Source organism: Pseudarthrobacter sp. HLT1-7, assembly GCF_059383435.1.
Genome location: NZ_JBWZCH010000001.1, coordinates 52,461 through 65,091, shown reverse-complemented (window position 1 = coordinate 65,091; position 12,631 = coordinate 52,461). Strand labels below are relative to the sequence as shown.

Genomic DNA, 12,631 nt, shown 5'->3' with positions numbered 1-12,631 from the left:
GCTAGCGGCCGGTTTTGGGGGCGAACATGCGGGCGATCAGGCGGGCACCGAGGTTGAGCAGCATCACCAGGATGATGAGGACCAGCGCCGCGCCCCAGGCGCGCTGGGACGACGGGTCCGGGTTGGACGGCGAGGTCGGGTTGAGGATCTGCGTATAGATAAACGTGGGCAGCGAGGCCATCCAGCCCGAGAACACGTTGGCGTTAATCGAGGTTGCGAATCCTGCGGTGACCAGGATCGGCGCCGTTTCGCCGATCACGCGGGCAATCGCCAGGGTGACGCCCGAGGCGATGCCGGAAATCGCCGTCGGGATGACCACCTTCAGGATGGTCCGCCATTTGCGGACCCCCAGGGCGTAGGCCGCCTCGCGGAGTTCGTTAGGGACGATCTTGAGCATTTCCTCGCTGGAGCGGACCACCACGGGAATCATCAGCACGGAGAGGCCGACGGCGGCGACGGCACCGGTTTTGGTGCCGGGACCAACCACGGCGAAGAAGAAGGCCGCCGCAAACAGGCCGGCAACGATCGAGGGGATGCCGGTCATGACGTCCACGAAGAACGTGATGGCCCGGGCCAGCGGGCGGTCGTTGCCGTACTCCACGAGGTAGATGGCGGACAGCAGGCCCACGGGCACCGAGATGACGGTGGCGACCGCGGTGATCAGCAGGGTGCCGATGATGGCATGGAAGATACCGCCCACCACCGGGGCGCCTTCGTCCACGCTCTTGTTGTCGAAGGCGCCGGTGACGCCGTTCATGGAGGTGGTCAGGAAGCCCGGGTTCATGAGTCCGGGAAGACCGTTGACAAGGACCGTCCAGATCACGGAAATCAGCGGCAGCAGCGCGATCAGGAACGCGCCGACGACCAGGCAGCTGACCAGCTTGTCCTTCGCCCGCCGGGAGCCTTCCACGACGGCGCTCCAGCCAACGAGGCCGGCAGCAAAGAGGATGGCCGAGACGATTCCCCAGCCGAAGGCGTTGAAGCCGATGAGGGCCAGGATTGCGGCGCCCAGGATCAGGGCCGCGCCAAGAACAACGTACGGGGCCCAGGCTGGCAGCTGGCCCTTGGTGAGGGAAGAGCGCTTCTGGACGGGGGTGAGGGTGGAGGTCATTTAGTTGGCTCCCGAGAATTCTTTGTGCCGGCTGATGATCCACCGGGCGATCATGTTCACGCCGAGGGTGATGACGAACAGGATCAGGCCCGCCGCGATCAGGGTGCTGACCTGGAGCCCGCTGGCCTCCGGGAAGTTAAGCGCAATCTCCGCGGCGATGGTCTGGTTTCCGGTCTGGATCAGGCTGGCGGTGAGGGCGCCGGAGGACAACACCAGCGCCACCGCCATGGTCTCGCCGAGCGCGCGGCCCAGGCCCAGCATCACGGCACTGATGATGCCGGGGCGGCCGAACGGAAGCACGGCCATCCTGATCATTTCCCAGCGGGTGGCACCGAGCGCCAGCGCGGCCTCTTCGTGCAGCTTGGGGGTCTGCAGGAAGATCTCGCGGGTCAGCGAGGTGACGATGGGCAGGACCATCACGGCCAGGACGATTCCCGCGGTCAGGATCGTCTTGCCGGTGGCGGAGGCGGGACCCTGGAAGATGGGAAGCCAGCCCATGTTGCCGGCCAGCCAGTTGTAGGCTGGCGAAATCTCCTTGGCCAGGAACGCCGCGCCCCAGGCCCCGTAAACCACGGACGGAATCGCGGCCAGGAGGTCAATCACGTAGCCGAGCCCCGAGGAGAGCTGCCGCGGGGCGTAATGCGAGATGAAGAGCGCGACGCCGATAGCCACCGGGGTGGCGATGACGATGGCGATGGCGGCCGCGATCAGTGTGCCGATCACGATCGGCCAGATGTAGGCGAGGAAGCCTTCGCCGCCCTTGATCTTGTCCGGGGAGGCCGTGAGGGCCGGGATCGCCTGGACGACGAGGAAGAGCGCCACGCCGAAAAGCACGGCCAGGATCAGGCACCCTGCGGCCAAAGTGGCTGCGGAAAAGACTTTGTCCCCGGCGCGGCCTGCGCCCCGGGACGAGGTCAGGGAGGTGGTGGTCACTTCACGGTCCTTCAGCTTCGAATCAACTGGTACTTCTGGCAACTACAGAACAAACGCGGCGGTTCCCTGCCCCGGGGCGGCCGTCTATGACAGCCATTTCGGAGCAGGGAACCTGGATCAGGATTGTGTTTCCACTATGCCTGTTGGCGCGCGGGAACCCTAGGACTTGACCTTGATGGATTCGATCGACTTCAGGGCCTTGTCGGCCAGGGTCTTGGACAGCGGGGCGGACTTGGCGGCGTCAGCGGCTGCCTTCTGGCCGGCTTCCGAGACAACGTACTTCTCGAAGCCCTTCACGAGGTCCACGGTCTTCTGATCGGCGTAGCTGCTGCAGACGACGTGGAAGGAGACGAGCACGATCGGGTAGGCGCCCTCGATGGTGGTCTTGCGGTCCAGCTTGATGGAGAGGTCGTTGGCGTTGCGGCCCTCGACGGGCTTGCCGGCGTCGACTGCCTTGGCGGCCGCCTCGGCGGTGATCTTGGTGAAGGCCGAGCCAACCTTGATCTGCGCGATGCCGAGCTTGCCGCTCACGGCGGAGTCATCGGCGTAGGTCACGGCGCCCGGGGTGTCGGTAACGGTCTTGACCACACCTGAGGTGCCCTTGGCGTTCTCGCCCTTCAGGGTCGCAGGCCAGATGCCGGCGGACTTGTCGGTCCAGGCCTCGGGAGCCGCGGCGGCCAGGTAGTCGGTGAAGTTGGAGGTGGTGCCGGAGTCATCCGAGCGGTTCACCGGAGTGACCTTGAGGTCCGGGAGCTTGGCGTCCGGGTTCAGGGCGGCGATGGCCGGATCGTTCCACTTGGCGATCTCGCCGCGGAAGATCTTGGCGACAGTGCCGGCGTCGAGCTTCAGTTCCTTGATGTCCGGCAGGTTGAAGGCCACGGCTATCGGGGAAATGTAGACCGGGATGTTCAAGGCACCCTCGGGGCCGCACTGGGTCTTGGCGGTGGCGTACTCGTCATCCTTGAGGTAGGCGTCGGAGCCGCCGAACTGGGCGGAGCCGTCCAGGAGTGCCTTGCGGCCGGCGCCGGAGCCGTCCGGGGAATACTGCACGCTGGCGCCCTGGTTTGCCGAGGCGAAGTTGGTCTTCCAGACATCCATTGCCGCGCCCTGCGCGGAGGACCCGATGCCGGTCAGGGTGCCGGTAACCTTCGGACCCGAGGCGGTGGTGTTCGCGGGGGCAGTGCCCGTTGCGTTATCAGAACCACAGGCGGTAAGCGCGAGAGCGCCGGCTGCGATAACAGCGATTGCCGCGTTGCGGCCGAAGCGGAGTGCCTTCACTAGATGTACCCCTTCCAGGGATTTTCTGTGCGTGCCCGGCCGGAGAAGGCCGCAGCAGCGGATGCGTACGGTTTGTACCTCTACTGAAGTTATGTGCCTCAGGTGAAGAGAATTGCGGTGCAAAGTGAACAGGGGGTTAACGACACCGGGACATTGGCTGACATCTGCCGGGCCACCATTGCGTTAGCTGGGTCACAGCCGTAGGGGTTCGGCCGCAGTCGGCGGTGCCCGCGGCTGCAAATAGACTGGTGGGCATGGCCTCCGCTATTGGACACTCCGCAAGCGCACGATTCCTGCGCGGCCGGGTCCGCACCGGCTTTGTCCGGAGCCGCAACTCGATCCTGCCGGCCGTCCAGATGACCGCCTGCGCCGTGGGTGCCTACGCCTTCGCCGAGTACGTCCTGGGTCACACCGGCCCGCTGTTCGCCGCCACATCATCGCTGATTGCGCTCGGCTTTTCCCGCGATCCCCGGCTGCGCCGCGTCGTGGAGGTGGGCCTGGGGTGCACCATCGGCATCGTCGTGGGCGATCTGCTGCTGCACTGGCTGGGCGCCGGGATCTGGCAGGCCGCCGTCGTGCTGCTGTTCTCGATCCTGCTGGCACGGTTCCTGGACAGCGGAACGATCTTCACCACGCAGCTGGGCCTGCAGTCGCTGCTGGTGGTGCTCCTGCCGGCTCCCGACGGCGGCCCGTTCACCCGCAGCATCGACGCCGTCGTGGGCGGGGTGTTCGCACTGCTGGTGACGGTCCTGATTCCCAAGGATCCGCGCCGGGAACCCCGCAATGACGTCAAGAAGCTCCTGCACGAGCTTGCCGAAGTGCTGCGCGAATGCGGCTCCGCGCTGAGTTCCAGCGACTCCACCCAGGCCTGGCACGCGCTCATCCGCGGACGGAACTGCCAGCCGCTGGTCGATTCCATGCGCCAGACCCTGCGCGCCTCCGGCGAGGTGGCCACCCTGGCCCCGGCCTACCGGCGGCACCGGGAGGAGCTGGACCGGATGGAGCAGTCGCTGGACTACATCGACCTCGCGCTGCGCAACAGCCGCGTGTTCGCCCGCCGCCTGACCAGCGCCATCAACCACGCGGCGCTCTCCGATGAGGCCACCCAGAACATCGCCGAGGTCCTGCAGGAGACCGCCAATGCCGTCGATGAGCTCTCGCTTGGCCTGGCGGAAGCGCACGACGGCGCCCGCCGCGCCCATCTGCGTACCACCCGGGCAGACCTGCGGGAGATCGCGGGCAGGCTGCATCCCCGGCTGCTGGATGTGCAACGGCTGGAGGGCGAAACGGTGGTCATGCTGTTCCGCCCGCTGATGGTGGACCTGCTCGAGGCCGCCGGGGTGGACTCCGGCGAAGCCCGGGACATCCTGCCGCCGCTGTAACCGGCATTCCGGCCGGCGGTACTTCGCGGCGGCCTTTTCGGCGATGCAGTTTCACCGCACGCGTTTCCGCGGCTTGGTTGTCGCTGGCCGCGGATAGTGTGGAGCAATGGCTACCAAGACTTCCCGCGCTTCAAATGCGCCGGGCTACAAATGCGCCGAATGTGGCTGGACCACGGCCAAGTGGGTGGGCCGCTGCGGCGAGTGCCAGGCCTGGGGCAGCGTTGAGGAGACCGGCAGCGCCGTGGCACGCACGACGACGGCCACCACCGTCCTGGAACCGGCCCGCCGCATCTCCGAGGTAGATGCCAGCACCGCGGCCTTCCTGCCCACCGGCGTGGACGAATTGGACCGGGTGCTTGGCGGCGGGCTGGTTCCCGGCGCGGTCATCCTGCTGGCCGGCGAACCCGGCGTGGGTAAATCCACCCTGCTGCTGGACGTCGCGGCCAAGTTTGCGCGCACCGCGCAGGACGTCCTCTACATCACAGGCGAGGAATCCGCCGCGCAGGTGAAGCTCCGTGCTGACCGGATCGACGCCGTCGCCGACTCCCTGTACCTCTCCGCCGAAACGGATCTGGGCCAGGCCCTGGGGCAGGTGGAGAAGCTCGAGCCGCGCCTCTTGATCGTGGACTCCGTCCAGACCCTGAGCAGCGCCGACGTCGAGGGCAGCGCCGGCGGTGTCTCGCAGGTCCGTGAGGTGGCCGCCTCGCTGATTGCCGCGGCCAAGCGCCGCAACATGACCACCCTGCTGGTGGGACACGTAACCAAGGACGGCTCCATCGCCGGGCCACGGCTGCTTGAACACCTCGTGGATGTGGTGTGCCAGTTCGAAGGCGAGCGTCATTCCCGGCTGCGGCTGCTGCGGGCGGTCAAGAACCGTTACGGCCCCACGGACGACGTCGGCTGCTTTGACCTGAATGAGGACGGCATCGTGGGCCTGGCCGATCCGAGCGGGCTCTTCGTCTCGCGGACCAAGGAACCCGTCTCCGGAACCTGCATCACCGTGACCCTGGAAGGGCGCCGGCCGCTGCTGGCCGAGGTGCAGTCCCTGCTGGCCGAAAGTTCCAGCGCGCAGCCCCGCCGCGCCACGAGCGGGCTGGACAGCTCCCGAGTGGCAATGCTGCTCGCCGTGCTCCAGCAGCGCGCCGGCTGCCTGCTGAACAAGGACGATTCCTACGTCGCGACCGTCGGCGGCGTGAAGCTCAGCGAGCCCGCCACGGACCTGGCCGTCGCCCTGGCGGTGGCCTCCGCCAAGGCCAGGAAGCCTCTGCCGCAGCGGCTTATCGCCTTCGGCGAGGTGGGCCTGGCCGGCGAAGTCCGGCCCGTACCTGGCATCAACCAGCGGATCCAGGAAGCCCACCGGCTGGGGTTCACTCACGCCGTGGTGCCCGCGAGTCCCAACGGGCCCGGTCCCATCCCCGCAGGCTTCTCCGTGCGGGAAGTCGGACACCTGGCCGAGGCGCTGGGACTGCTGATCAGCTGACCCTGGCCGGTTCGCGGCGCCGAGAAAATATGCGCCTTCGGAACAAGCGGTCATTTTCGTTCGTTACGTCGGGGATCAGACGGAGCCTGGACCTTTTCGCGCCGGTGTCCAGTCCAGCGGGACATGCCCATTCTTCGCACCCGGGGGCCGGGCATAATGACACTATGTCCACCCGCTGCCCCCGGCGCGGGGCATGTCCCTTCGGGCCGGGCGTCCCCGCGCGGGACATGCCCATTCTTCGCCGGGACCGGGCACAATGACACTATGTCCACCCGCTGCCCCCGGCGCGGGGCATGTCCCTTTGGGCCGGGCGTCCCCGCGCGGGACATGCCCATTCTTCGCACCCGGGACCGGGCACAATGACACTATGTCCACCCGCCGGCCCCGGCGCGGGGCATGTCCCAGAGCCCGGCCACCGCGCCCAGACCCCCGACGAACTAACCAAATTGCCCAGCCAGAGGACGGCAACCGGCGGAACATGGAAGCTGGATGGGGGGAATCGCTAAGGGGCGCTGATGTCCATCTGCACTATTGTGGTGGCTATCAACGCCCATCTGCTGCGTGGCCTGCAGCTCAACCCCACCGAAGTCAGCTGACCGGAAGGACGCCCCGATGCCGGACACCAGCCCCCGCGATCCATCATTCGGTCCATACTTTGCCCGGGTGGGTCCGCGCATGGACGCCCGCGGAGCGGCGGCCCACCGCCGGCGCCTCGTGGAGACCGCGCACGGCGTCGTCGTCGAAATCGGGGCAGGCTACGGGGCCACTTTCGGCTTCTACCCGTCTGCGGTGACGAGCGTTCTGGCGCTCGAACCGGACCCCACGCTCCGGGCGCTGGCGGTGGCCGCCGCTGCCACGGCAGCGGTGCCCGTCACTGTGCAGGACGGCGTGGCGGAATCGCTGCCGGCGTCGGACGCGTCGGTCGACGTCGTCGTCTCGAGTCTGGTGCTCTGCAGCGTGTCGGACCAGTCGGCCGCGCTGGCGGAGGCATCCCGGGTCCTACGACCCGGCGGCCTGCTGCTGTTCTACGAACACGTACGTTCGGCACACCGTGTGCTCGCGGCCGCCGAGGACCTGATCGCACCGCTGTGGAGCCGGCTGGCCGGCGGATGCCACCCGAACCGCGACACCGCAGCCTCGATCGCGGGTGCCGGCTTCACCGTGCACGCCCTGGAGCGCTTCGGCTTTTCAGCTCTTCCCGGCAACCCGCGGGTTGCGCACGTTCTGGGTGTGGCAGCCAAACCCGGGGACAGTCCCGCGGCGTGACGTTCCCGCCCGGGTCCGACTCGCGAACCGCAACGCCACGCAAAAGGGGCACCTGCCGCGATGGCAGGCGCCCCTCATATCAATCATTCCAGCCGGTGTGCCGGACTGAAACTAGGCTTTCTTGGGCGGCAGGGCCAGCTTGAAGACCTTGGCCCAGGTGGAGCCGACCTGCTTCCAGATGGGGCCAGTGGTGTACGGCAGACCGTAGCGCCTGCAGATCTCCTGCACCTTCGGCGCCACCTCGGCGTAGTGGTTGGACGGAATGTCCGGGAAGAGGTGGTGCTCGATCTGGTGCGAAAGGTTGCCGGTCATAAGGTGCATGAACTTGGAGCCTGAGATGTTAGCGGAGCCGATCATCTGCCGCACGTACCAGTCGCCACGGGTCTCGCCCTCCACCATTTCCTCGGTGAAAGTGTCGGTCCCATCCGGGAAGTGGCCGCAAAAGATCACCGCGTGCGCCCAGACATTGCGGACCGCATTCGCAGTCAGGGTGCCGTAGAGCGCCTGCTTTCCGGAGCCTGTCAGCATGGCGACGGCGGGAGTGGCGGCGTAGTCCTTGGTGAACTGTTTCAGGGCCTTGCGTCCCAGGGCCTTGAGGTCCTTGGTGAGGGCTTCCTTGGACTTCTTGCCCTCTTTGTAGTCTTGGAGCTCGAGATCGTAGATCGCGATGCCCCACTCAAAGACCGGGGCCAGCAGCGCGTTGTAGAGCGGGTTGCCGAGGTTGAACGGCTTCCATTCCTGCTGGGGGTCCATGCGCAGCAGGTTGTACCCGACGTCGTTGTCCTTGCCGATGACGTTCGTCCAGCGGTGGTGCAGATCATTGTGGGTGTGCTGCCAGGCGCGCGCGGGCGTAACGAAGTCCCATTCCCAGGTGGTGGAGTGGATGTCCGGGTCACGCATCCAGTCCCACTGGCCATGCAGGATGTTGTGCCCCAGTTCCATGTTTTCCAGGATTTTGGCGAAGCTCAGCAGCGTGGTCCCGGTGACCCAGGCTGCCTTGTTCTTGCTCACCAGAAGGGCGGCGCGGCCGGAGATCTCGAGTCCGCGCTGGATCTTGATCATGCGGCGGATGTAGGCGGCGTCGGACGCTCCGCGCTTGGCGAGGATATCGTCCTTGATGGCGTCGAGTTCGCGGCCCATCTCGGCGATCTGCGCGTCGGAGAGGTGCGCCGCGGCCGGCGGCCGGACCGTCGGGCTGCCGGACTCGGCGAGGGCGCCGGGCCGCGTCTTCACGGCAGCGGGCGCCGTCGAGGAACTCGTGTCATCAGCGGAAACATCAGGCTTGTCGGAAATAATCGTCATGCGGGTACTCCTCAGAGGTCGAGGTTAACAGGTCCGGCGGCTGCCGAAACACACGTCTGGATCAGTTGGCCGGGCTCGCCATGGACTTCGTCCGTGCGCAGGTCACGAACCTGGCCGGCCCGGAGGGGGATGAGGCAGCTGTGGCAGATGCCCATGCGGCAACCGCTGGGCATCAGGACGCCGGCATCCTCGCCGACGTCGAGCAGGGGCGTATCGCCGTCGGCCTCGACCTCGCGGTCCGAGGCCTCGAAGGTGACCAGTCCGCCGTCGTGCCCGTCGCCGCCGGCCAGCTTGGTGCTGAAGCGCTCGATGGTCAGGGTGGCGACGCCGTCGTCAGTTGCGGAGGCCCCGGCTGCCCAGAGCACCTCGGCGTCGTCGAGGAAACCTTCGGGTCCGCAGGCGTAGGCAGCGCGCTCGCGCCAGTCGGGGCAAAGCTGGTCCAGCTCGGCGGCCGATGTGAAGTCCAGCCGCCCGCGTTCACCGGTGAACCAGTTGGTGACCTTGAAGTTGGGGAACTGGTCTGCAAGTTCGGCGAGTTCCTCGCGGAAAATGGCGTCCGCCGGGGTCCGGGCGCTGTGGATGAGAACGACGTCGGAATCCGGTCGGTGCGGAACCAGGGTGCGGATCATCGACATAACCGGGGTGATTCCGCTGCCGGCGGTGAGCATCAGCAGCGGCCGCGGATGTTCCGGCAGGACGAAGTCGCCCTGTGGGGGCGCCAGGAAAAGTATGTCGCCGGACTTGGTGCTGCGCACCAGTGTGCCGGAGACCGCACCCATATCGGTGACGGTGATGGCCGGGTCCTTGCCGGCAGGGGCGCTGAGCGAATACGACCGCCAGTGACGGACGCCGTCGAGCTCGACGCCGATACGGGCCCACTGGCCGGCAAGGTGTGCCTGCCAGCCGCGGCCGGGACGGAAGAATATAGTGGCGGAATCGGCCGTTTCTGGAACCACCCGGGTGACCACGCCGCGCAACTGGCGGGCGGAGAACACGGGGTTGAACAGCGACAGAATATCTTCTGGAGCTAGGGGGGTGGTCAGTAGAGATGCGGCGCGCGCCAGCTTACGGAGCCGGATCATGCTTCCATCTTATGTCAGATAAGGTCATAGTTCTTCACTCTGGGCATACGATCGAGTCCAGGAAACTATCTTCCCGCAACAACTTTACGGAATGTGCCTCATGAACGCTTCCCCGACCGGCCTGCCCGAAACACCCGCCCTCGACCCCCCGTGGCTGGCGCTGCCGCGCGAGGTCAGCGACATGCTCCGGCCGATGATGCCGGGCATTGTCGAGGCCATCATCGACGCCGTGCCGCAGCTGGTGCCCGCCTATGCCCGGCCCATCGAGGGGCGGTTCGGCCGGGGGCTGCGGCGGGGTGTCGCGGCCGCGCTGGACCGCTTCCTGCAGCTTCCTGGGACCACGCTTCCGGCCCTGTCGGAGGAGAGCCGGCAGCTGGTGGCGGGGCTGGGCAGTGGCGAATTCCGGCAGGGCCGGAGCATGGATGCCCTGCTCAGCGCCTACCGTATGGGTGCCCGCGTAACGTTCCGTGAGATGTCGAGGGTCTCCGTTGAACACCATCTGGGCCAGAGCGTGGTGGTCGATCTCGGCGAATCGATTCTTGCCTACATCGATGAACTATCGGCTGTCAGCGCCGAGGCGTATGCCTTTGAGCAGTCCGAACGGGCCGGCGCGGTGGACCGGCGCCGAACCGAACTACTGGACCTGCTGCTGCTGGGACAGGCGGACGAGGCGGCCCTGCGCCAGATGGCCGCCATGGCGGACTGGTCCCTGCCGCCCCGGATGATAGTGGTGACGCTGCCATTGGACCGGTCGGCCGGGCTGCGCCTGCGGCTGGGACCCGGGACGCTCGTGATCGAACGCGAGACCGACGCCGTCGCCCTGGTTCCGGCACGGAAGTCAGAGTCCGCACGGGGGGACCTTGACAAGGCGCTGCGCGGCCGCGGGGCTGCAGTGGGGCCGGCCGGCGGCTGGGAGAAAGTCCCGGACTCGCTCCGCCTGGCAGTGCGGGCAGCCTCCGTGCTGCCGCCCCGGGACGGTCCGGAGGATCCGCCGATCTGGGCGGACGAGCACCTGGCCGAGGTGATCCTCGGCGCGGAGCCGTCCGCCATCGCCGAGCTGGCCAACCGCCGGCTGGCACCGCTGGAAGGACTGCGCCCGGCCCAGCGCGATCGGCTGGCCGTGACACTGCTGTCCTGGCTTCGGCACTGGGGCCAGCGCGGCCCGGTGGCGGCCGAACTCGGAATTCATCCACAAACCGTCGGCTACCGCGCGGCCCAGCTGCGTGAGCTGTTCGGCGACACTCTGGAGGACCCTAAGGCGCGGTTCGAGTTGGAACTCGCCCTCCACGCCGGACGGCGTTAGGCCAGCGCCGGCATTTGGCACAGCCGGCGTCGGGCCGTGTCAGCGGGTGATCGGTTCCCTGCTCTGCAGCCGCAACTCAAGATCGTTCATGACGATCGCGGCCAGGTCTTCGAGCGTCCGGGTGTCCTCGGCGGTGAACTGGCGCGGTTCCCGGTCCAGGATGCAGAAGGTGCCCAAGTTGTAGCCATCCGGGGTGCGCAGCGGAACTCCGGCGTAGAACTGCAGGCCGAACTCGCCCGCCACGAGCGGGTTGGCCAGCGTGCGCGGATCGGTGGCGGCACTTTCAATCACCCATGTGTCGTCCTGCAGGATCGCGGAGGCGCAGAGTCCCGGATCCCGGCCCATCTCGGTGAAGTCCGTGCCGTGGTGTGCCTTGAACCAGATCCGGTCGTGGTCCACGACGCTCACGATCGCGACAGGCACGGAGAACAAGCGTGCCGCGAGGCCTGCGATCCGGTCAAAGGCTCCATCGGAGGGCGTATCGAGGATCCGGTATCGCTCGACGGCGCGCATGCGGCCTTCCTCGTCGATCGCTGACGGAACGTTGGCGAGGCGGTGGCGGGCCGCTCCGTTGACCACTTCCTGGTGCAGGGCCAGCGACACCTCGCGGGCGGCGGGCCGCCCGGCCGGGTCCCGGGCCAGCATGGAGGACAAAAGCGAGACCCACATGGGCGCAAGTCCCTCCGGGATGTGCGGATCCTGGAGCAACCGGGCGACGGCGGACTGGACGGGCGCTCCCGGGTAGGCCATCTTCCCGGTCAGGCCCTCGAGCAGCACTAGGCCCAGGGAGTACACGTCGCTGAGTGGACCGGCGGCTTCACCGGCGGCCTGCTCAGGGCTCAGATAGGCAGGGGTACCGGACGTGCCGCCCTCCTCCGCCGGACTCCTGTCCATCATGACGGCGACGCCGAAGTCGGTGAGCTTGGCCCGCGGCCGGCGGTCCTCGTTGCTGTAGTCCACCAGCAGGATGTTCGCCGGCTTCACGTCGCGGTGGACGATGCCATGGTGGTGAATGTAGGAGAGTCCGTCCGCCAGGTCATGGCCGATCAGCGCCATGTGCGCCGCGGAAAGCGGTCCCTGGGCGGTCCGGTGGCGGAGGTCCGGTCCGCGGACCAGTTCCATCACGAGGTAGCTCAGGCGCGCGGACGGGTCGCTCAGGTCGGAGCCGGCGTCAAAGAGCGTCACGAGGGCGTGGTGGCCCATTCCGGCGAGGATCCGCACTTCCTGGCCCTGCCGGCGGGTGTGCTCAAGGTCGTCACCGTCATTGCGGAAGAGTTTGACTGCCACCTCGCGCTGAAGGAGTTCATCGAACGCGCGGTAGACGGTCGATTGGCTTCCCCTGCCGATGGGGCCGTCAATCCGGTAGCGCCCGCTCAGCAGGAATCCGGGTTCCATGCTCCGTTTCAGGGTGGCCGGTTTTGCGGTGGCCCGTCTCGACATGGCCCGTTTTAGCGTGGCCCGTCTCTTAGTTGAATCAGTCAAGAAGTGTTCTTG

General features: G+C 67.3%; 10 protein-coding genes. 4 read left to right on the top strand and 6 right to left on the bottom strand.

Annotated elements, in window-relative coordinates; translation table 11 throughout:
• Window position 1: 1 nt before the first annotated feature.
• The 3 genes from pstA to pstS all read right to left on the bottom strand — a co-directional run bounded on the left by pstA (window position 2) and on the right by pstS (window position 3,322).
• On the bottom strand, window positions 2–1,111 hold the full coding sequence (pstA, locus tag AC50X6_RS00290) for a phosphate ABC transporter permease PstA (protein ID WP_494964343.1): 1,110 nt from the start codon (window positions 1,109–1,111) through the stop codon (window positions 2–4).
• A complete protein-coding gene (gene pstC, locus AC50X6_RS00285; protein WP_326966507.1) occupies window positions 1,112–2,044 on the bottom strand; it encodes a phosphate ABC transporter permease subunit PstC in 933 nt (310 codons plus the stop codon).
• A 159-nt stretch (window positions 2,045–2,203) separates the two neighbouring features.
• Window positions 2,204–3,322, bottom strand: a complete 1,119-nt coding sequence (gene pstS / locus AC50X6_RS00280) for a phosphate ABC transporter substrate-binding protein PstS (RefSeq protein ID WP_494964342.1) — start codon at window positions 3,320–3,322, stop codon at window positions 2,204–2,206.
• A gap of 254 nt (window positions 3,323–3,576) precedes the next feature.
• Here pstS and AC50X6_RS00275 point away from each other — a divergent pair, with 254 nt between their 5' ends.
• The 3 genes from AC50X6_RS00275 to AC50X6_RS00265 all read left to right on the top strand — a co-directional run bounded on the left by AC50X6_RS00275 (window position 3,577) and on the right by AC50X6_RS00265 (window position 7,450).
• On the top strand, window positions 3,577–4,704 hold the full coding sequence (locus AC50X6_RS00275) for an FUSC family protein (protein ID WP_494964341.1): 1,128 nt from the start codon (window positions 3,577–3,579) through the stop codon (window positions 4,702–4,704).
• Between the two features lie 106 nt (window positions 4,705–4,810).
• Entirely contained in the window at window positions 4,811–6,184 is a 1,374-nt protein-coding gene (radA, locus tag AC50X6_RS00270) for a DNA repair protein RadA (RefSeq protein WP_494964340.1), read from the top strand.
• Between the two features lie 612 nt (window positions 6,185–6,796).
• On the top strand, window positions 6,797–7,450 hold the full coding sequence (locus AC50X6_RS00265; RefSeq protein ID WP_494964339.1) for a class I SAM-dependent methyltransferase: 654 nt from the start codon (window positions 6,797–6,799) through the stop codon (window positions 7,448–7,450).
• A gap of 111 nt (window positions 7,451–7,561) precedes the next feature.
• Here AC50X6_RS00265 and AC50X6_RS00260 read toward each other — a convergent pair whose 3' ends face one another.
• Window positions 7,562–8,752, bottom strand: coding sequence for a fatty acid desaturase family protein (locus tag AC50X6_RS00260; RefSeq protein ID WP_326966512.1), 1,191 nt, complete (start codon window positions 8,750–8,752; stop codon window positions 7,562–7,564).
• Between the two features lie 11 nt (window positions 8,753–8,763).
• Window positions 8,764–9,834, bottom strand: a complete 1,071-nt coding sequence (locus AC50X6_RS00255) for a ferredoxin reductase (protein WP_494964338.1) — start codon at window positions 9,832–9,834, stop codon at window positions 8,764–8,766.
• Window positions 9,835–9,934: 100 nt separating this feature from the next.
• Between AC50X6_RS00255 and AC50X6_RS00250 the strand changes: the two genes are divergently transcribed.
• A complete protein-coding gene (locus AC50X6_RS00250; RefSeq protein ID WP_494964337.1) occupies window positions 9,935–11,137 on the top strand; it encodes a PucR family transcriptional regulator in 1,203 nt (400 codons plus the stop codon).
• A gap of 39 nt (window positions 11,138–11,176) precedes the next feature.
• On the opposite strand, the gene AC50X6_RS00245 is transcribed toward AC50X6_RS00250, so the two are convergent.
• On the bottom strand, window positions 11,177–12,532 hold the full coding sequence (locus AC50X6_RS00245) for a GAF domain-containing serine/threonine-protein kinase (protein ID WP_494964336.1): 1,356 nt from the start codon (window positions 12,530–12,532) through the stop codon (window positions 11,177–11,179).
• Window positions 12,533–12,631: the final 99 nt, after the last annotated feature.

Excerpts from the sequence above, each read along its gene's own strand:
- AC50X6_RS00275 (WP_494964341.1), top strand. The coding sequence starts at position 3,577 with ATGGCCTCCGCTATTGGACACTCCGCAAGCGCACGATTCCTGCGCGGC.
- AC50X6_RS00250 (WP_494964337.1), top strand. The coding sequence starts at position 9,935 with ATGAACGCTTCCCCGACCGGCCTGCCCGAAACACCCGCCCTCGACCCC.
- radA (WP_494964340.1), top strand. The coding sequence starts at position 4,811 with ATGGCTACCAAGACTTCCCGCGCTTCAAATGCGCCGGGCTACAAATGC.
- pstA (WP_494964343.1), bottom strand. The coding sequence starts at position 1,111 with ATGACCTCCACCCTCACCCCCGTCCAGAAGCGCTCTTCCCTCACCAAG.
- AC50X6_RS00255 (WP_494964338.1), bottom strand. The coding sequence starts at position 9,834 with ATGATCCGGCTCCGTAAGCTGGCGCGCGCCGCATCTCTACTGACCACC.
- AC50X6_RS00260 (WP_326966512.1), bottom strand. The coding sequence starts at position 8,752 with ATGACGATTATTTCCGACAAGCCTGATGTTTCCGCTGATGACACGAGT.
- AC50X6_RS00245 (WP_494964336.1), bottom strand. The coding sequence starts at position 12,532 with ATGGAACCCGGATTCCTGCTGAGCGGGCGCTACCGGATTGACGGCCCC.
- AC50X6_RS00265 (WP_494964339.1), top strand. The coding sequence starts at position 6,797 with ATGCCGGACACCAGCCCCCGCGATCCATCATTCGGTCCATACTTTGCC.